The 20,519-nt window shown below is 41.0% G+C and carries 18 protein-coding genes; 13 read left to right on the forward strand and 5 right to left on the reverse strand.

Annotated features, from left to right (window positions below):
- Window positions 1-4: 4 nt before the first annotated feature.
- Together glnD and map are read right to left on the reverse strand one after the other, a co-directional pair.
- Window positions 5-2,623 (reverse strand): [protein-PII] uridylyltransferase, encoded by a 2,619-nt coding sequence (gene glnD, locus AC6H44_RS04510; RefSeq protein WP_500737753.1) that lies wholly within the window; start codon window positions 2,621-2,623, stop codon window positions 5-7.
- A gap of 160 nt (window positions 2,624-2,783) precedes the next feature.
- Window positions 2,784-3,569: a type I methionyl aminopeptidase gene (gene map / locus AC6H44_RS04515; protein WP_500737754.1), complete on the reverse strand. Its 786-nt coding sequence runs from the start codon at window positions 3,567-3,569 to the stop codon at window positions 2,784-2,786.
- Window positions 3,570-3,841: 272 nt separating this feature from the next.
- Here map and rpsB point away from each other — a divergent pair, with 272 nt between their 5' ends.
- The 13 genes from rpsB (at window position 3,842) to lpxA (ending at window position 16,726) form a co-directional block, all read left to right on the forward strand.
- A complete protein-coding gene (gene rpsB, locus AC6H44_RS04520) occupies window positions 3,842-4,570 on the forward strand; it encodes a 30S ribosomal protein S2 (RefSeq protein WP_008110990.1) in 729 nt (242 codons plus the stop codon).
- A 102-nt stretch (window positions 4,571-4,672) separates the two neighbouring features.
- On the forward strand, window positions 4,673-5,524 hold the full coding sequence (tsf, locus tag AC6H44_RS04525; RefSeq protein WP_500737755.1) for a translation elongation factor Ts: 852 nt from the start codon (window positions 4,673-4,675) through the stop codon (window positions 5,522-5,524).
- 158 nt (window positions 5,525-5,682) lie between these two features.
- Complete coding sequence (gene pyrH / locus AC6H44_RS04530) at window positions 5,683-6,432, forward strand: UMP kinase (protein ID WP_500737756.1); 750 nt, start codon at window positions 5,683-5,685, stop codon at window positions 6,430-6,432.
- Window positions 6,433-6,482: 50 nt separating this feature from the next.
- Window positions 6,483-7,004, forward strand: a complete 522-nt coding sequence (frr, locus tag AC6H44_RS04535; RefSeq protein ID WP_013465428.1) for a ribosome recycling factor — start codon at window positions 6,483-6,485, stop codon at window positions 7,002-7,004.
- Between the two features lie 114 nt (window positions 7,005-7,118).
- Complete coding sequence (gene uppS, locus AC6H44_RS04540) at window positions 7,119-7,898, forward strand: undecaprenyl pyrophosphate synthase (protein ID WP_500737757.1); 780 nt, start codon at window positions 7,119-7,121, stop codon at window positions 7,896-7,898.
- 21 nt (window positions 7,899-7,919) lie between these two features.
- Window positions 7,920-8,786: a phosphatidate cytidylyltransferase gene (locus tag AC6H44_RS04545; RefSeq protein WP_500737758.1), complete on the forward strand. Its 867-nt coding sequence runs from the start codon at window positions 7,920-7,922 to the stop codon at window positions 8,784-8,786.
- Window positions 8,783-9,982, forward strand: coding sequence for a 1-deoxy-D-xylulose-5-phosphate reductoisomerase (gene ispC, locus AC6H44_RS04550; RefSeq protein ID WP_500737759.1), 1,200 nt, complete (start codon window positions 8,783-8,785; stop codon window positions 9,980-9,982). The genes AC6H44_RS04545 and ispC overlap by 4 nt, the downstream gene beginning before the upstream one ends.
- A 1-nt stretch (window position 9,983) precedes the next feature.
- Window positions 9,984-11,336 (forward strand): sigma E protease regulator RseP, encoded by a 1,353-nt coding sequence (rseP, locus tag AC6H44_RS04555; protein WP_500737760.1) that lies wholly within the window; start codon window positions 9,984-9,986, stop codon window positions 11,334-11,336.
- A gap of 105 nt (window positions 11,337-11,441) precedes the next feature.
- Window positions 11,442-13,913 carry an outer membrane protein assembly factor BamA gene (gene bamA / locus AC6H44_RS04560; RefSeq protein WP_500737761.1) on the forward strand — a complete coding sequence of 824 codons (2,472 nt, stop codon included), beginning with the start codon at window positions 11,442-11,444 and terminating at the stop codon, window positions 13,911-13,913.
- An 11-nt stretch (window positions 13,914-13,924) separates the two neighbouring features.
- Window positions 13,925-14,443: an OmpH/Skp family outer membrane protein gene (locus AC6H44_RS04565; RefSeq protein ID WP_500737762.1), complete on the forward strand. Its 519-nt coding sequence runs from the start codon at window positions 13,925-13,927 to the stop codon at window positions 14,441-14,443.
- A 7-nt stretch (window positions 14,444-14,450) separates the two neighbouring features.
- Window positions 14,451-15,473, forward strand: a complete 1,023-nt coding sequence (lpxD, locus tag AC6H44_RS04570) for a UDP-3-O-(3-hydroxymyristoyl)glucosamine N-acyltransferase (protein WP_500737763.1) — start codon at window positions 14,451-14,453, stop codon at window positions 15,471-15,473.
- A 27-nt stretch (window positions 15,474-15,500) separates the two neighbouring features.
- Complete coding sequence (gene fabZ, locus AC6H44_RS04575; RefSeq protein ID WP_500737764.1) at window positions 15,501-15,953, forward strand: 3-hydroxyacyl-ACP dehydratase FabZ; 453 nt, start codon at window positions 15,501-15,503, stop codon at window positions 15,951-15,953.
- A gap of 2 nt (window positions 15,954-15,955) precedes the next feature.
- On the forward strand, window positions 15,956-16,726 hold the full coding sequence (gene lpxA / locus AC6H44_RS04580) for an acyl-ACP--UDP-N-acetylglucosamine O-acyltransferase (protein ID WP_500737765.1): 771 nt from the start codon (window positions 15,956-15,958) through the stop codon (window positions 16,724-16,726).
- A 132-nt stretch (window positions 16,727-16,858) separates the two neighbouring features.
- Here the strand turns inward: lpxA and cydC are convergent, their stop codons facing one another.
- The 3 genes from cydC to cydX are packed head-to-tail and all read right to left on the reverse strand — an operon-like array spanning window position 16,859 to window position 20,517.
- On the reverse strand, window positions 16,859-18,595 hold the full coding sequence (gene cydC, locus AC6H44_RS04585; RefSeq protein ID WP_500737766.1) for a thiol reductant ABC exporter subunit CydC: 1,737 nt from the start codon (window positions 18,593-18,595) through the stop codon (window positions 16,859-16,861).
- Window positions 18,588-20,363: a thiol reductant ABC exporter subunit CydD gene (gene cydD / locus AC6H44_RS04590; protein ID WP_500737767.1), complete on the reverse strand. Its 1,776-nt coding sequence runs from the start codon at window positions 20,361-20,363 to the stop codon at window positions 18,588-18,590. The genes cydC and cydD overlap by 8 nt, the downstream gene beginning before the upstream one ends.
- Window positions 20,353-20,517, reverse strand: a complete 165-nt coding sequence (gene cydX, locus AC6H44_RS04595; RefSeq protein ID WP_500737768.1) for a cytochrome bd-I oxidase subunit CydX — start codon at window positions 20,515-20,517, stop codon at window positions 20,353-20,355. Before cydX ends, cydD begins: the two co-directional genes overlap by 11 nt.
- Window positions 20,518-20,519: the final 2 nt, after the last annotated feature.

Consider the following 20,519-nt stretch of genomic DNA (forward strand, 5'->3'; position numbering starts at 1 on the left):
CCTCTTATTCAATTTCGGCGTTGAGTTTTTTACGTAATGCCTGATGAATTTTTGCTTGCTCTTCATCAGTCAGCGCTTGATATTCGTTATTTGATACCACAAAAAAATCTTCTGCGCGCTCGCCTACCGTAGTAATGCGTGCTGCATGTATGTGGAGTAAATGAGCTTGAAAAACTTCAGCTATTTTAGTTAATAGCCCCGGTATATCAACTGCTTGAATTTCTATTAAACTGCGATCTTTACGAGTATGGGGGCGCAGTACAATTTTAGGTTTAATATTAAAGTCTTTAAAACGTTGTGAGCGGCTCTTTTTAAAGCGTATTTTTTTACGTGGTTCGTTTAATGCTAGTTCTAATCCGCGTTTAATAAATTGTGCACGACTGCTGGCAATTGGGTCGCCATTCACCTCTAAAATAACAAAGTTAAACAGCACATAACCATCTTTAGTGGTGAGTACCTGAGCATGCTGAATTTGGGCTTTTTTAGAGCCAATAACACTCACTAATCGCGCAAATAGTGCACCTGAGTAAGGGCTGTAGGCAAATACTTGCGTGCCGCCATGCATGGCCTTATTAGACACGATAACACTGGGCAAACTTAAATCAGTTTTCTTGAGCAAATGCTCTGTATGCCAGGAAATTTGTTGCTCACTAAAAGCGGTAAAGTAGTTAGCTTTAAAGCGGCTCCAAATTAAATCGATTTGCTCTTCTTTATAGCGCAAATTAAGTAAGCGCTGCTTAGCTTGATGCTTTTTATCACGTATTTGGTCGCGCTGATCCATGGGGTTTTCAAGCCCAAGTCTTAGCGCACGCTGTGTGTGCAAATACAATTCGCGTAGTAGCGTGTTTTTCCAATCGTTCCATAAGTTGTCGTTTGTGGCCCGAATATCGGCCACAGTTAAGCAATAGAGGTAGTCAAGTTGACGCTCAGTTTTTACTCGAGAGGCAAAATCTTTTATTACATCTGGATCGTTTATATCTTTACGTTGAGCGGTAACAGACATAAGTAAGTGGTTACCAACAAGCCATGATATTAATTTACCATCAGAGGAAACAAACCCATGCAATTTAGCAAAAGCGATAGCGTCAACTGCGCCAAGTTCAGAGTGATCCCCCCCACGTCCTTTGGCAATATCATGAAAAATACCCGCTAAATAGAGGAGTTCAGGTTTATCCATGCGGGTAACTATTTCGCTGCAAATTGGGAATTGGCTAATTCCAGTTTTATCAAAATACTGATAAATATTATTAATTAATTTATGCGTATGCTCATCCACTGTGTAAGCATGAAACAAATCAAACTGCATTTGACCAAAAATATTTCGCCACTGCGGCAAATAGGCGGCAATCATGCCGTGTTTGTGCATTAGCGTGAACGCACGACCCATGCCGTTTGGGTGTTTTATAATACGTAAAAAAGCGGCTCTGCATGCAGCATAATCTTGTAAGTCACCTAATAAACGACGACGTACCTGACGAATAGTGCGAATTGTACTTGGGTATATATGCGTAATTTCAGGGTGCTCGGCAATATGTTCAAACAGCACAAAAAGCTGATCGCGCCTAAAAAACACGGATGGACTTTTTACACGAATTTGATGCCCAACCCGTTCAAAATTCCGATCAAGTTCTTCTACAACCACTTGGTTACTGTCTGGTGAAATACTTTGTTCAAAATACGATAACAACATTTGGTTGAGCTCACGCACCCGGCTCATTATTCTAAATAAGCGCTTCATCATTCGTTCAACGGAGGCTTTACCATCGCTACCAAAGCCTAAAATTTCAGCTGCTTGGGGTTGATGATCAAACAATAAGCGATTTTCTGAACGATTAGCAGCTAAGTGCAGTGCAAAGCGGATGTTCCATAAGTTTTCAAGGCACTCTAACAGTTCTTGATACTCTTCATGGGTAAGATAGCCGTGACTAATCAGCTCTTGTAAGGTTTCGGCTCTAAAGTGTTTCTTAGCCACCCAGATTATGGTCTGTAAGTCGCGCAGGCCGCCCGGGTTTTCTTTGATATTGGGTTCTAAGTTATAGGCCGTGCCGTGACATTTTTTATGACGCAAATTTTGTTCTTGTACTTTCGCAATAAAAAACTCACGGGATCCCCAAACAGGTGTCTCTATAAGGTAATTTTTAAGCTTTTCAAATTCAATGTGGTTACCAAAAATTAAGCGGCTTTCTAGTAGGCTGGTGGCAAAGGTGACATCTTCGCGCTTTTGTTCTATAGCTTGTTCAATGGTACGTACGCTATGGCCTATTTCTAGATTAAGATCCCATAGCATAGTGACAAACTGGCCAATTTTTTCACAAATCTCATCATTAGGTTGTTTTGTAACAAGCAATAAAAAATCTATATCTGAATAAGGATGCAGTTCACCACGGCCATAACCCCCTACGGCAATTAAAGCTAAATCAGGCTCGTGAGCTAAATCATAAACATGAAAAAGTTTAATCAGTAATCGGTCAATAAACTCTGCGCGAGCATTAATTAAGTTACCAACAGGTTGTTTAGAAAATTCATTGTGCAACCATTTATAAAAATAGGCGGAGCAGTCACGGTAATCGCTAAGTTGCTGAGCATCATTGAGCAACTTTTTTACTTTGTTGGGTAATGCCACTTAGGTTAGCTCCTATGTATGGATTGCGGTGTAATTATATAGTTTCTTTTTAGATGGGTGTGCCGTAAGGGAAATGAACTCGGTTATATGCCCTTACAGCAAATTCTTAGTCGATGCTTAGGCTAAAGCCTGTTAGTCGCATGATTAAGCACACACTAAATTAGTGTTCGATGATGCGATCAATCGTATCATCTGATCGGAGTGTCAAAATTTCAACTCCATTATCAGTCACCAGTAAAGTGTGTTCCCACTGAGCTGATAAACTACGGTCTTTTGTAACCACAGTCCAGTCGTCTTTTAGTAATTTACACTGGCGTTTACCTGCATTTACCATAGGCTCAATAGTTAAACACATACCCGCTTTAAGTGTTTCGCCAGTTCCTGCTTTACCATAATGCATTACCTGTGGTTCTTCATGGAATTCACTGCCAATACCATGGCCGCAATATTCACGTACAATAGAGTAATTAAAGCTCTCTGCATATTTTTGAATAGCTGCACCAATATCTCCAAGGCGAACACCCGGTTTTACCATTTTAATGGCAAGGTAAAGGCTTTCTTGAGTGACCTCTGCAAGGCGTTTACCTTGAATGTTGGGTGTGCCTACATGAAACATTTTTGATGTATCACCGTGGTAACCATTTTTAATCACCGTGATGTCGATGTTGACACTGTCGCCTTCTTTTAATGGTTTGTCGTTGGGAATACCGTGACAAATTACATGATTTACTGAGGTGCAAATTGATTTTGGAAAACCATGATAATTAAGAGGCGCAGGAACGGCATCTTGCACATTAACAATATAATCATGACAAATTGTATTTAGCTCATCGGTGGTGATACCTGGCACCACATGGGGTTCGATCATTTCTAACACATCAGCAGCCAAACGGCCTGCTACACGCATTTTTTCGATTTCTTCAGGGGTCTTAATCACAGCGCTCATTGAGGCTCCAAAGTTGCGTTTTTAGATGATTATCGTCGCACAATTTTTGCACGAGACGTTGAGTATTTATTTTTAATATGGTATAAAGCGCGCCGTCTTTTTACAAATAAATTCTTTAATGATTTTTTGTATTTGAGGCAAACACAATTTTATTTTAACACACACACGTATCGTCACATACACTTGGGTGCATTTCAGTTTCATTTAACTGCGGTGTTGGTGCTATGGGATATGTGGAGGCCTAACCCTAAACAACTTAGAGGATTTACAAAATGGCAAACGTTTCAATGCGCGATATGCTTCAAGCTGGTGTTCACTTTGGTCACCAAGCACGTTACTGGAACCCTAAGATGAAGCCTTTCATCTTCGGCGCACGTAACCGTGTACATATCATCAATCTTGAGCAAACTGTACCAATGTTCAACACTGCACTTAAATTTTTATCAGGTGCAGCTGCAAACAAAGGTAAAGTTCTTTTCGTTGGTACTAAGCGTGCAGCAAGCGAAGCAGTGAAAGAAGCTGCTCTGCAAAGCGATCAATTCTTCGTTAACCACCGTTGGTTAGGCGGCATGTTGACTAACTGGAAAACAGTTCGTCAATCAATCAAGCGTCTTAAAGACCTTGAAGCTCAAAGCCAAGACGGTACTTTTGAGAAGTTAACTAAGAAAGAAGCATTAATGCTTACTCGTGAAATGGAAAAGCTTGAAAAGAGCCTTGGTGGTATTAAAAACATGGGTGGCCTTCCAGACGCTATCTTTGTAATCGATGCTGACCACGAGCACATTGCTATCCGTGAAGCAAACAACCTAGGTATTCCTGTTGTTGCAATCGTTGATACTAACTCTAACCCAGACGGTGTTGATTACATCGTACCTGGTAACGATGATGCTATCCGTGCAATTAACCTTTACACTAGCGCTGTTGCAGCTGCGATCACTGAAGGCCGTGAGAGTAACATCGTTGCTCAAGCTGAAAAAGATGACTTCGTAGAAGCTGAGTAATTAGCTGTCATCAAGTCTTCATCTTTTAAAGGTGAAGACTTGCTATTCTTGTAGAGCGGGTAACCGCTTATCTAAACCTGATTCAGATTTGAGGATTTACTAATGGCTGTAACTACTGCCCTAGTTAAAGAATTACGCGAGCGTACTGGCGCTGGCATGATGGATTGTAAAAAAGCGTTAACTGAGACTGATGGTGACATCGAGTTAGCGATTGAAAATATGCGTAAGAGCGGCGCTGCAAAGGCTGCTAAAAAAGCAGGTAACATTGCTGCTGAAGGGACTATTATCATCAAGCAAAATGCCGGTGTTGCAGTGCTTGTAGAAGTTAACTGTCAAACTGACTTTGTGGCTAAAGATGTAAGCTTTTTAGCATTTGCTAACAAAGTTGCAGATGCTGCTATTGCTGACACAACAACGATTGAAGATCTTCAAGCTAAGTTTGAAGAAGACCGTGTTGAACTTGTTACTAAAATTGGTGAAAACATTAATGTACGTCGTCTGCAGTACATCACAGGTGAAAACCTTGTTGAGTACCGTCACGGTGAGCGTATTGGTGTTGTTGTTGCAGGTGTTGCAGATCAAGAAACACTTAAGCACGTTGCAATGCACGTTGCTGCTTCAAGCCCAGAGTACTTAACGCCAGGTGACGTACCTGCTGATGTAGTTGAAAAAGAAAAGCAAGTACAAATCGACATCGCGATGAATGAAGGCAAGCCTGCTGAAATCGCTGAAAAGATGGTTGTTGGTCGTATGAAGAAATTTACTGGTGAGGTTTCTCTTACTGGTCAAGCTTTCATCATGGAACCTAAAAAATCTGTTGGCGAAATTCTTAAAGAGAAAAACGCAACGGTTACTGGCTTCGTACGTATGGAAGTTGGTGCAGGTATCGAGAAGAAAGAAGAAGATTTTGCTGCTGAAGTAGCTGCTCAAATTGCAGCGGCTAAAGCTAAGTAAGACACACTATGTGTGATGAAAAAGGAAAATACATGCAATTAAAGTACTATTTGCTTTTGCGTCACGCTTAGAAATTCTTTAAAATAACCGCGCTTTTATGTTTTACATAAGCGCGGTTATTTTTTATCCATAATTCAATAAAAGTTGGCCCCAAAACTATGACTATCAATCGCAAACCTATTTTTAGACGTGTTCTTCTCAAATTAAGTGGTGAAGCTTTAATGGGAGACGAAGGCTTCGGCATCGACCCTAAAGTGTTAGATCGAATGGCACAAGAAATTAAAGAGTTAGTAGAGCTCGACGTAGAAGTAGGTTTAGTCATCGGCGGTGGTAATTTTTTACGTGGCGGCTCATTAGCTGAGGCGGGTATGAACCGCGTTGTTGGCGACCACATGGGAATGCTAGCAACGGTGATGAATGGCCTTGCTATGCGTGATGCGTTGCACCGTGCTTTTGTCAATTGTCGTTTGATGTCAGCGATTCCACTTAACGGTGTGTGTGATGCATACAACTGGGCCGAAGCCATTAGCTTATTAAAAACGGGCCGTGTTGTTATTTTTGCAGCAGGGACAGGTAACCCGTTTTTTACGACTGACTCTGCAGCGTGTTTACGTGGTATTGAAATTGAAGCAGACACCGTGATTAAAGCCACCAAAGTAGACGGTGTTTACAGTGATGATCCGGTAAAAAATCCGGAGGCAACACTTTACCGTCACTTAAGCTACAATGAAATTATTGATAAAGAATTAAAAGTTATGGATTTAGCGGCATTTACGCTTGCTCGCGATCACAATATGCCATTGAGCGTATTTAATATGAATAAATCAGGCGCATTAAAACGCGTAATAATGGGTGAAGAAGAAGGAACCCTTATTTCTTCACAAGCCTCAGATGAAGTTAGTAACTAGATTAGGATTAAACCGTGATTAACGATATTCAAAAAGATGCGCAACAGCGCATGCAAAAAAGTGTAGCAGCACTTGGTAGTCAATTATCTAAAATTCGAACTGGCCGAGCTCATCCGGCAATTTTAGACGGTATTATGGTGTCGTACTATGGTGCACCAACACCGTTAAACCAAGTTGCCAATGTAACAATTGAAGATTCACGTACACTGGCTATTGGTGTATTTGATAAGTCACTGGCGCAAGCTGTTGAAAAAGCAATAATGGCATCAGACTTAGGTTTAAACCCAATGTCTGCTGGTACCGTTATCCGTGTACCACTTCCTCCCCTTACTGAAGAGCGCCGTAAAGATTTAATTAAAATCGTACGTGGCGAAGTAGAGGGCGGTCGTGTCGCTATTCGTAATATACGCCGTGATGCCAATGGCGATATTAAAAACTTATTGAAAGATAAAGACATCTCTGAAGATGAAGCACGTCAAGCAGAAGATGCTATTCAAAAAATTACTGATAAGTTTATCAAAGAAATGGATACGCAGCTTACAGCCAAAGAAGCTGAGTTGATGGAAATCTAAGCTTCTTTTGCTTATCTTTTGAGCTTAAAAACGCTCACGATTAAAGGTCAGTTGGCTCAAGGAAAATTATTAGTTTTGAAACGCCGTCTGGGGTATACTAGGTGGCGTTTTTTTATGGAATACACAAAATTTATGGTTCTGGACGCTGATACAATTTCACAGCAATGTTTACCTAAGCATGTTGCCATCATCATGGATGGTAATGGACGTTGGGCGCAAGCTAGAAATAGACCTCGTGTATATGGGCATAAAAAAGGCGTGGATGCGGTTCGTCAATCCGTGCAGTTTTGTACTAAATTAGGAATACAATCGTTAACCTTATTTGCTTTTAGTAGTGAAAACTGGCGTCGCCCTGAAGACGAAGTAAATACATTAATGGAGCTTTTTTTATTTGTACTAAGCAAAGAAGTTAAAAAGCTGCATAAAAACAACGTAAAACTAACCATCATTGGAGATTTATCTCGATTCTCTGAAAGCTTATGCACTAAAGTACATACAGCTCAAGAACTAACAGCAAACAATACCGGGCTGCATCTAAATGTTGCGGCAAATTACGGTGGTCGCTGGGACATGGCTCACGCTGCTAAGCAAGTTGCTTTAAAGGTAGCGAGTGGGGAAATTGATCCAACCGATATTACAGAACAACATATTGCACAGCATATGAGTATGGCAGATCAGGCACAGCCCGATTTATTGATCCGTACCGGTGGCGATGTCAGAATAAGTAATTTTTTACTTTGGCAGGCGGCGTATGCTGAACTTTATTTTACAAATACACTTTGGCCTGACTTTAATGAAGCTGCTTTTACAGAGGCCATTGCATGTTACGTTGCCAGAGAGCGACGTTTTGGTTGCACGGGCGAACAAATAAAACAATTACTTGCTCAAACCTAAAATAGATTAAGGGTCATAACTTTGTTAAAACAACGCATTTTAACCTCGCTAGTGCTAGCACCTTTAGCACTGGTTTTGGTTTTTTACACCCCACTAACCTTATTTAGTTATTTTGCGGGTGCTATCGTACTAATGGGTGCATGGGAATGGTCTACATTTATGGGGCTATGCGATAAGCTAAAACGCGCAGCCTTTGTATTACTAGTCGCTGTGTTATTGAGCTTACTTAACTTGCATTGGCCAATAGAAACACTGTGGCAAAATGGTCAGTTGGTGGGCGATGCAAATTATTTATTTACGCTGTCGTTTTCGTGGTGGATTGTTGCCAGTTATTTAGTTTGGCGTTACCCTGCCATGGCCAAAGGCTGGAATGAAGGCGTAATGATGCGCGGCATTGCCGGTTTGTTGACTTTAGTGCCGCTATGGCTTGCGCTTAACACGCTTCGAAGTGCGCAGTACAGTGAATCTACTCACTATGGCTCTATGTTGATCTTGGTTGTTTTAGGTATTGTTTGGAGTGCTGATATTGGCGCTTACTTTACTGGAAAAAACTTTGGTAAACATAAGTTAATGCCTAAAGTTAGTCCAAATAAAACCATAGAGGGCCTAGTTGGCGGTGTGATTGCTGCGGTGTTATTTGTACTGGCTTTTTGTTACTACACTAATATTGACACTTCTGTGTGGCCCATATATGCACTAATGACTGCTTTTATTGCCTTGTTTTCTGCTATTGGTGACTTATTAGAGAGCATGTTCAAACGCGAAGCGGGTCTTAAAGACAGTGGTCGCTGCTTACCTGGGCACGGTGGGATTTTAGATCGTATCGATAGCCTAACTGCAGCAGCCCCTATGTTTGTAATTTGCTTTGCTTGGACGCTTAGTTTATGAGTGTGCAACAACTGGTTATTTTGGGCGCAACGGGTTCGATAGGCCTTAATACATTAGACGTTGTTGCAAGGAACCAACAGCAATTTCAAGTGTTTGCATTAGCTGCAGGGCACAACGCGAAAAAAATGGCTGAACTGTGTATAGCCCATAAACCTCGTTATGCTGTTATGGCCTCAGAATCAGCTGCTAAACAACTTTGTGCGCTTTTAAAGCATGTAAGTAAAACGCAAGTAATGCATGGTGAGAAAGCCATGAGTGAGCTTTGTGCGCATGTTGATGTTGATACTGTTATGTCAGCGATTGTTGGTGCGGCTGGATTATTACCGACCTTAAGTGCTGTGCAAGCGGGTAAAAAAATATTGCTTGCCAATAAAGAGTCATTAGTGATGTCGGGGCAGTTATTTATCGATAAAGTTAAACAGCATCAGGCTATTTTACTCCCTATCGACAGCGAACATAATGCTATTTTCCAATGCCTTCCTCATACATTACAAAATGCCAATGCGGACGATCGCATTCAAGCTCATGGTGTAAGCAAAATTTTATTAACGGGTTCTGGTGGCCCATTTTTAAACCGTGATATTAATACCTTACATAACGTTAGCGTAAAAGAAGCCGTTACTCATCCAAACTGGTCCATGGGGCAAAAAATATCAGTTGATTCGGCCACCATGATGAACAAAGGCTTAGAGTTTATTGAAGCTAAATGGTTATTTAACTGTGATGCCAGTGATATTGATGTGGTGATTCATCCCCAAAGTATTATCCACTCAATGGTGCAATACCAAGATGGCTCAATTTTGGCGCAAATGGGAAACCCTGATATGCGCACCCCAATAGCCCATGCACTTGCTTATCCTCAGCGAATTGACGCAGGTGTTAAGCCGCTAAACTTTGCTGATATTGGTGATTTTTCATTTACCAAACCTGACTTTTCCCGTTACCCAAATTTAAAACTTGCAATGGCTGCCTGTGATTCAGGCCAAGGAGCAACCACCACACTCAATGCAGCCAATGAAATGGCCGTTAATGCGTTTTTACAAGGGCTGATTAGTTTTACTGATATTTATAAAGTGAATGCGCAAACGTTAGATGCAGCCCAGCATGCTCATGTGCAAACATTAGATGAAATTTTAGAATGTGATCGTTTAGCACGCTTAAGCGCAGCGCAGTTTATAACAAAGGTGGCACATTAATATGTTCGATTTTTTCTGGAATTTAGGCTCTTTTATATTAGCGCTCGGTATTTTAGTCACGGTACATGAGTATGGCCACTTTTGGGTCGCACGTAAGGCCGGTGTAAAGGTACTGCGTTTTTCAATTGGTTTTGGAAAACCCTTACTAAAATGGCATGATAAACATAACACCGAGTATGTGATAGCAGCCATTCCACTGGGTGGTTACGTGAAAATGCTCGATGAGCGAGTAGATGATGTTCCTGCTAATCAGCGCCATTTATCGTTTAATGCCAAATCTGTTCAAGCGCGTATTGCAATCGTTGCCGCAGGGCCAATGGCAAATTTTTTATTCTCTATTTTTGCCTTAGCGCTGATGTATATGGTCGGTGTACAAACCATAAAACCGGTTGTAGGCAATGTTGTTGAAGGTAGCCGAGCAGAGCAGGCGGGTATTATGTCGACTCAGCAAATAATTAAAATTGGTGATGACGACATATCAAACTGGCAAGATGCCACTTTTGCTTTAATGTCTCATTTAGGCGATAAAAGTGTTGCCGTTACGTTACGCAATGATAACTACCAGCAAACAATACAAACGCTAAACCTTGATGGCTGGAAACTTGATCAGCAAGATGTACCACCGTTGAGTTCGCTGGGTATTGTGCCGTTTCGCCCTCAAGCCACATTAACGATCGCTGCCATTACTAAAAATTCAGCTGCTGAGCAGGCAAGTTTACAGGTTAACGATGTTATTTTAGCTGTAAACGGTGAAACAATGAGCAGTTGGCAGCAATTAGTTAATGTTATTACGCAATCGGCTAACAAATCCTTACAATTTAGTGTAAAAAGACAAGATAGTATAGAAACAATAACCGTCACCCCAAAGAGCCGCGTTGTTAGTGATGGCATAGAGCAAGGCTTTTTAGGTGTTGCGCCGGTTGTAGAGCAATGGCCTGATGATTTTGTTGAGACTAGACATTATGGGCCTTTAGATAGTATTGTGCTGGGCACAAAAGAAACATGGCGTTTAATTACGCTGAGTTTTGACATGATAGGTAACTTAATAACAGGTCAAGTATCGGTTAAAAACTTAAGTGGACCGGTTGGCATTGCGGTAGGCGCGGGCAACAGTGTTAGTTATGGGTTTGTTGCATTTTTAAGCTTTTTAGCTTTGATCAGCGTTAATTTGGGAGTATTTAATTTACTCCCTTTGCCAGTGCTTGATGGTGGGCACTTAATGTATTACGTAATTGAACTTTTTCGTAAAAAACCAGTCTCTGAAAAGACACAAGAGCTTGGTTTTAAAGTGGGAGCCTTGCTACTCATTTTTCTAACATGTTTCGCTTTGTTCAATGATGTATCGCGCTTGTAGTTGTTAAGCGTGGTAACGACAAATTAGAACACGATTGTAAAGCTCGTAACTATTAGGTTTTCGATGCTAAGCGGTAATACAGTTGTAAAGGATAAAGATAATAAAATGGCTATAAAAAAACATTTGGTGGTTTCAAGTTTATTGGGTGCAAGTTTTGCAGCCCTAGGCCAAAACTCCTTTATTGTTGAAGATTTAAAAGTTGAAGGATTGCAACGTGTTGCACTTGGTGCTGCACTAACACATATTCCTATTAACGTGGGCGACAATGTTGATGAATACACCATTTCAAAAACAATCAAGTCACTTTATCGCTCAGGTCACTTCGACAATATCAAAGCGCTACGTGATGGTAACAACGTTATTTTTAAAGTAACTGAACGCCCAACAATTAGCCTTATAGAATTTGAAGGCAATAAAGATATTAAAGATGAGCAGTTAAATCAGTCGCTCGATCAACAAGATATTCGCCAAGGTGAGCCACTTGATAAGACGGTTATCGATAATATTGAAAAAGGGTTAGTTGAATTTTTCCATAGTATTGGTAAATACAATGCCAAAGTGGACATTAGCATTACTAAACTACCGCGTAACCGTGTCAAGTTAAAACTTAAATTTGATGAGGGGGATGCTGCCTCTATTCGTCAAATTAACCTAGTAGGTAATGAGCTTTTTTCAAACGAAGAGTTATTACAACTTGCTGAGTCGCAGCAAGATTTACCATGGTGGCAGTTTATGGGTAGCGACCGCTATCAAAAACAAACCATTGAAGGTGACTTAGAAAAAATTCGCAGCTTTTACTTAGACCGAGGTTATTTACGGTTTAATATTGACTCTACTCAAGTATCGGTCAGTCCTGAGCGTGAGTCTGTTTATGTAACGGCAAATATCACCGAAGGCGTAAAATACAAAGTTAAAGGCTTTGATTTTATTGGTGATTTATTAGGTCGTGAAGAACTTATAAAAAGCGTTATCCCGCTTCGTACCGGTGAACTTTACAACGGCTCTGTGGTGACTTCTTCAGAAGAGTTTATAAAAAGTTACTTAGCACGTTTTGGCTATGCCAACGCTGAAGTGCGAACTATTCCAGAGATTGATGACGAAAACCAAGAAGTGCAACTGACTCTTTCGGTTGACCCAGGTAAGCGGGTGTATGTTCGCCGTATTATTGTCGGTGGTAATCAAAATACAGCCGATGAAGTGTTGCGCCGTGAAATGACACAGCTTGAAGGTGCATGGTTATCTAACCAAAATCTAGAGCGTTCTAAATTACAAATTCAGCGCCTACCTTATATGGAAACCGTTGATTTTAATGTAATACCTGTGCCGGGTGTTGACGACCAAGTTGACGTTGATTTTACCGTTAAAGAGCAATCGGCAGGTAGCTTTAATGCGGGTCTTGCTTATGGCTCGTACTTAGGTCTACAGTTTAATATTGGTGTAACCGAGTCTAACTTTTTAGGCACGGGTAACCAAATTGGCTTTAATATTAATACCTCGCGTGGTTCTGAGCGTGTCAGTGTATCCTATACTGACCCTTATTTTACCCCCGATGGTGTGTCGCAAGGCAGTAGTATTTTTTACAGTAATTACGATGCCAGTCAATTTAGCTTAATTGACTATAAATCAAAAAGTTATGGTTTAGGCACTAACATTGGTTTTCCAATTGATGCCGTAAATCGTATTAATTTTGGTGCTCGTTGGATAGAAGAAGAGTTATCAGACATAGCGGAGTACGAACAAACACGTGTATTGCGTGAAACATTCTTAGATCCAGAAAACCCAGATGCGGGTTTTGAGTTTACAAAGTATGAGTTAAGTGTTGGCTGGTCACGTGTAACGGTTAACCGTGGTTTATTCCCAACGGCTGGTTCACGACAAACATTAAACCTCACCGCGACAACGCCAAACTCAGATTTAAAATACTTTAAGTTAAATTACGACTCGCGTTTTTACTGGCCTATATCTAACGATCATCGCTGGGTATTTTCAACCCGAGCTGCATTTGGTTACGGGAACGGTTATGGTTCTACCAATGGGTATGAACAAACCTTACCGTTCCAAGAGTATTTCCGTATTACCGAAATGGAGTTACGTGGTTTTGACCGAAACACCATTTTACCGCGTGCTGTTTCACGTGTACCGCTATCACTACCAGGCACTCCAAATCCTGACGGTACAACAACTGGCAATGTTGGTGGGGCTTCAGAGTTTGATGTATTGAGACCTCAAGGCCGTATAGGTGGTAACGCGAAGGCGGTTGCAGGTATGGAGCTGATTGTTCCTACACCGTTCTTAGATGATGAAAATACCAGTTCAGTACGCACTAGCTTCTTTGTTGATGCTGCTAACGTGTGGGATACCGAGTTTAGTGTTGATCGTTATCAAAACCTCGGTGTTGATGAACGTGCAAAATTAGATGACTACTCAGACCCGATGCGCTTTAGAGTTGCAACCGGTTTATCATTACAGTGGATCTCACCTATGGGTCCTATGCTTATAAGCTTTGCGTATCCGTTGCAAAAAGAAGAAGATGACGATACCAAAACGATTAGTTTTAATATTAGTAACACTTTCTAAAGGAGTTTTTTGTGAAAAAATTATTTAAATCAACAGCCGTTGCCGTTTTAGCTACACTTATGATGGGTACATCCGTTAATGCTTTTGCTCATAAAGTAGGTATTGTAGATATGCAAGAAATCTACAAACAGCTTCCACAAATGGCTAAAATTGAACAGTCTTTACAGACTGAGTTTGCTGAGCGTCGCCAAGAGCTTGAAAAATTACAAGGTGATATCCGCTTTGAAGCTGAAAAGTTTAAGCGTGAAAGCACCACAATGAGTCAAGCGCAAAAAGACGCATTACGTGATAAAATTCAGGGAATGCAACAAAATCTTGCTGAAAAAGGCCGCCCACTCGAGCAAGAAATTAAAGCACGCCAAAACCAAGAATTAGCTAAAGTTCAAAGCTTAATTATTAAAACCATCGAAGAAATTGCTAAACAAGGTGACTTTGACGAGGTGAAAGTAAAAGACACAACAATTTACTTTAATCCTAAAAAAGTAACAGATCTTTCTGAAAAAGTTGTAACAGCGGTCAGTAAGAAATAATCACCCTATGCAAAATTATACGCTTTCGCAAATTGCGAAACTTCTAAGCGCCGAACTTGACGGTGATGGCGCTTTAGAAATTAACAAGATAGCAACCATTGCACATGCCCATACTGGGCATATTGCATTTTTAGCGAACAAGAAATACCGCTCTCAACTTGAAACCACACAAGCGAGTGCGGTAATACTCAGCCCTGACGATGCGCCTTATTTTTCAGGCAATAAAATCATTGTTGCTAATCCTTATGTTAGTTATGCCAAACTCGCTCAGTTAATGGACACTACACCACGTAGCGCAAACAGTGGCATACACCCAAGTGCGGTAATTCACCCCAGTGCACAGGTAAGCAAAAGCGTAGCCATTGGTGCCAATGTAGTGATTGAAGCGGATGCTGTAATTGGTGATAACGTACAAATTGGTCCGAACAGTTTTATTGGTGAACGTGTTAACATAGGCTCAGGTACCAAGTTTTGGTCAAGTGTTAGCGTTTACCATGATGTTGAGATTGGCGCAGATTGTTTATTTCAAGCTAATTGTGTGATTGGCAGTGACGGCTTTGGCTATGCAAATGAACGCGGCCAATGGCTTAAAATTCCACAACTAGGCTCAGTGATCATTGGCGATAAAGTAGAAATTGGCGCAAGCACCACCATAGACCGTGGGGCACTCGATGATACTATTATTCACAGTAACGTCATTATTGATAATCAATGTCAAATAGCGCATAACGTCGAAATAGACTCAGGTACCGCCATAGCTGGCTGTACGGTACTCGCAGGCAGTGTCAGTATAGGTAAAAATTGCCAAATTGGTGGTATGAGCGCAATAAACGGTCACATGACAGTGTGTGATGGTGTTATAATTACTGGCATGAGTATGGTGACTAAATCAATCACTGAGCCAGGTATTTACTCATCTGGTATGCCACATACGACTAACAAAGAATGGCGAAAATCTATTGCTCACTTGCGTAATCTTTCAGACATGAAATCACGTCTAAAAGCGCTTGAAGCATTAAATAAGTCATGAACGTTGAACACTAAAAAGGATGCTATTTTGGCAAACGAATTAAATAGCCTAGATATTCAAGAAATTTTAACTTTATTACCGCACCGTTACCCGATGCTACTGATTGATCGTGTTATTGATTTCACCCCGGGTGAATCGCTACATGCGATTAAAAATGTATCGATTAATGAACCTATTTTCACCGGCCATTTCCCAAATCAGCCGATTTTTCCTGGTGTGCTAATATTAGAATCAATGGCGCAAGCAACGGGTTTATTAGGATTCAAAACGGTTGAAAATCGTAGCGAAAACGAACTTTATCTATTTGCAGCCGTAGACAACGCTCGCTTTAAGCAGCCCGTTGTGCCAGGCGATACCATGCATCTTCATGTTAAGTTTTTAAAAGAGCGTCGTAACATATGGAAATTTGCGGCTGAAGCTAAAGTTGACGGCAAAACAGTATGTAGCGCCGAAATCATGTGTGCTAGAAGAGAGTTTTAATTGTGATCCATGCTACGGCAATAATCGAACCGGGTGCAAAACTTGGTAACAATGTGTCAGTTGGACCATACAGTTACATCGGTAATGATGTTGTTATTGGTGATGACTGTATTATTGAGTCTCACGTTGTTGTTAAAGGACCTGCTACTATTGGCACTGGTAACCATATTTTTCAGTTTGCTTCTGTGGGCGAAGCCTGCCAAGACAAAAAATACAACAACGAACCAACCAGCTTAATTATTGGCGACAATAATGTGATTCGTGAATGTGCGACTATTCATCGCGGTACCATTCAAGATAAAGGCGTTACCAAAATAGGTAGCAATAACCTATTTATGGCTTACACACACGTTGCACACGATGCGGTGATTGGCGATAACGTTATTTTTGCAAATAATGCCAGTGTAGCCGGCCATGTGCATGTTGGCGATTGGGTTATTTTAGCGGGTAACTCGGGAGTGCATCAATTTTGTAAAATCGGTGCGCATGCATTTGTGGGTATGTATTCGGGTGTTAACAAAGACGTTCCGCCATTTGTTACCACCATTGGTATGCCAGCGGGCCCGGCAGCAATCAATACTGAGGGCATGAAACGCCGTGGCTTTGAAAGTGATGAAATAATGGCTGTACGCCGTGCTTATAAAGCATTTTACCGTAAAAGCCTAGGTGTTGATGAAGCGATTGAATCGCTTTTAGATGACGCTGAAAAATACCCAGCTGTGCAACTGATGATCGATTTTGTTAAACGCTCAGAGCGCGGTATCGTGCGTTAATAGTAGTTTAATACATATAAAAAACCACCTCTGATAATCAAGGTGGTTTTTTATTAAATTCAGTCCCTACCTCGTCTTATTTTATTACCCTCGCTGTAAAGGTCTTGATTGTGTAAATAATGAAGACAATGATTAAAAACGAGTCGTTAACGCCACGTAGTCAGGGTGCTCATTGAGTAATTGTTGATGTTGGCCTTGGGCTACAATTTTCCCGTTATCGAGCCAGATTACACTATCCATTTGTGATAACAATCCAGGATCGTGTGTAATTGTCAGTACACTGGCACACTCTTTTAGTTGTAAAATGCTGTTCATAACGGCTTGTTTAGAAATATTATCAAGCCCTTCAGTGGGTTCGTCGAGCACTAAAATAGCGGGTTGTTGCAGCTGGGCTTGTGCTAAGGCAATACGTCTTGATTGACCTTGAGAAACATTGCGCCCACCGGTGCCCAATCGGGTTTTCAGCCCTTGTTTGAGCTCTGAAAACCAATCACCTAATTCTGCCTGTGCTAGTGCTGCTATCATTTGTTGCGAGGTTGCATCGGGTGCCGCGTAACTAAGGTTTTCGCTTAATGTGCCATCAAAAATATGATGTTGCTGGGCTAAAATATTTACTGTTGTTGCACGGTTTTCATTATTTAAATCATGCAGGTTGATGATTTCTTTTTCGCTTTGTAAGCTTATTGTCCCTTGTTGCAGTGGCCATAAACCACTGAGTAAATTTACTAAGGTTGTTTTACCACTGCCACTTCTGCCCACAATCGCAACTTTATGTTTTGCGGGCAATACAAAACTGACATTATTTAAAGCCTGTTTTTGGCCATAGTGGTAGCTAATATTATCTAGCGAAAGTGTATGTTGTTTGTTTTGTAAATCGATGGCTTGTGATGCTATGTCGTTTTTAGTTAGGACTTTATCTTCAAGGATAAAGAGTCGCTCAGCTGCTTTGAGTACACTCGGTAACTCAATAAACGCGTTGGGCAGTAACAATACGCTTTCAAAGCTAGCGAGTACAAACAAACTCAACATCGCTAGTTCCACATTTACCATGGCGCCACTAAACACCAGTGGCACAATAGTTACAATGCTAGCAAGCATAGCCAGTTGCACTATAAGTAAGCTTAAACCATCTGAGTTTGCCAGTGCTTTATGGCGAATAAATAATTGTTGATTGTATTGCTTGCTTAACTGATCACATTTAGTGAGTTGTTGGCTACGTGCTTGATAAATATTCAGCTCTCTGAGACCGGTAAGGGTATCTGATAGTTCAGCTCTTAATTGTGCGCTGAGTAATGTTTCTTGGTGGCTGTTTTTATTTAATTGTTTGCTTAGTAATGCCGGTATAACAACCCCAATAATAACAATGCCAGTAAAACAAATGAGAGCAACATTTACATTGTAAGCTGACATAAACAGCATAATAATAGGCACAGTGAGCAGGGCTACTAACATTGGTAGTAACACGTTTAAATAAAACTTATCCAGTGCGTCAACATCGTTTTGTAAGCGGTTAACTAAATCGGCACTGCGGCTCATAGCCAAATCAAGGTTATTAAGCTTGCTGAGGGTGGCGAACATACTTACCCGTATTTCACTTAACAATAAAAATGTGGCGTTGTGCGTCACTAAGCGCTCAGCGTAACGTGAAGCGGTGCGCACAATTGCCAAAAACCGAATGGTGCCAGCAGGGGTAAAGTAGTTTATTTGAATGCCAGCAATGCCTGCGGCTGCCATTGAGGCTAAAAACCAGCCGGAAATAGCGAGTAAGCCGACATTTGCCAGCACCGTGAGTGACGCTAAAAATGTGCCTAAAAGCATTGCTTTATAATGAGGGCGGCACAGTTTGAGTAACCGAATAAAGTTAGCCATTAGTCACTCCATAGCGTGCTGTTTGTAGTAGCGTATTAAATAGGCCTGCTTGCTGGCTGAGCGTGTTAAAGTCACCTTGCTGAGCGATGGTGCCGTTATCCATAACGATAAGCAGTTCGGCATTTTTTACCGTATTTAAGCGGTGTGCAATGGCGATCACTAAGTGATTTTTTGCATAATCAGCAATGGCATTTTGAATGAGTTGCTCGGTTTGGATATCTAAATGCGCGGTGGGCTCATCAAGCATTAAAATAGGGGCATGTTTTAAAAATGCACGCGCTAAAGCAATACGCTGCTTTTGCCCACCAGAGAGACCTTCGCCTTGTTCACCTATTAAGGTGTTAAATCCATCAGGTAAGTCGTTAATAAATTCCAATGCGCCTGCTTGCTCTGCAGCATGTTCAAGCGCTTCATTTGAAACGTCTGACTTACCGAGTTTTATATTGGCAGCAATAGTGTCGTAAAATAACGTCGGCTTTTGTGGGATCCATGCAATGTGTTGTTGTAATTGGCTGATATCTGCTGTTGTTAGTGGTTGCTGATCAATCGATATGTGTTGTATTACTTCTGGGTGAAAGCCAAGCATGCAATCAAGTAGAGTGCTCTTACCTGAGCCGCTGGCACCTACAATAGCCACTAAGCCTGTGCTTGGCAGAATTAAATTAATATTATTAATTCCTTCATTGCTATCAGGGTAACTAAAGTTTAGGTTATCAATGCTGATAGTGCTGTTACCCTCCATGTTTATATTAGCGGTGTGGTTATTATCATTTGAGGGTAATGGCGCATTTAAAATAATCAACATGTCTGCGGCGGCACTAATTCCTTGTAAACGCGCATGATAATGGCTGCCTAATTGGCGCAGTGGTAAGTAAAACTCAGGCGCTAACAGCAACACGACAAAGCCGGTCGCAAAATCGAGCGTGCCAAAAAATAACCTAAAACCAATAATAACGGCTACCAGCGCCACACTAATTGTGGCTAAAAACTCCAGTGCAAAAGAGGATAAAAAAGCAATTTTTAACACACTTAACGTTGCGTGCCTAAAATCGTCTGAAATTTTAGCTATTTGCTTTAACTCTTTTTGCGTGGCATTAAATAGTTTTAGTTGGGTGAGCCCTTGTATGCGGTCAAAAAAGTAATTTCCTAATACTGCCAGCTGTTGCCAGCGTTTTTGATTAAGCGCTTCTGCTTTGTGGCCAACTAAAATCATAAAAAACGGAATGAGTGGCGCGGTTAATAAAAATATTAGCCCCGCTTTATAATCGGTCGGAAATATAACCACTAATATTGCTAATGGAATAAGTGCACTATAGGCAACACCGGGTAGGTATTTGGCATAATAGTCATGCAGCGCCTCCACACCATTATGCAGAGTATTAAGGGTTGCGCCTTGGCCATGTTGTTCTATATAACTAGGGCCGAGTTGTGTGAGTTTATCGAGTAAAGTTTGGCGAATAGCCGATTTAATTTTAAGTGCTGCAAATGCACTTAAGCGCTCACTCAACGCTAAAAAAAGTGCGCGCAATAAAATAATGGCTGCTAAAGGCCATAAAAAATGGGTTGTTTGCGCTAAATTACGCCCTTCAAACATCACCTCATGAATGGTTTGTGCTAATAAATAAGCACCTGCAATCATTAACATGGCATTGAATGTTCCCAGTGCAATACTTAACTTTAACCACATTGCAGCGGGTTTACTTTGACGCTTTAAAAAAGCGCGCAGTGAATGTTGCTGCGCGCGATTTGGTCGGGGATCAGTTGTCATTGTCGGTTGTATTATGCTCGTTTAATAAATCATGAGTGGCTTGCTCATCATCAGCAATGCTGTTTTTATTTTGATGAAATTCATACCACATAACATTTATTACGCCTAAGGTACAGGCTAAAAGTACACCTAAAATCCACGCGAAATACCACATAA

The sequence above is a fragment of the Pseudoalteromonas sp. TAP-3C genome, assembly GCF_059888565.1.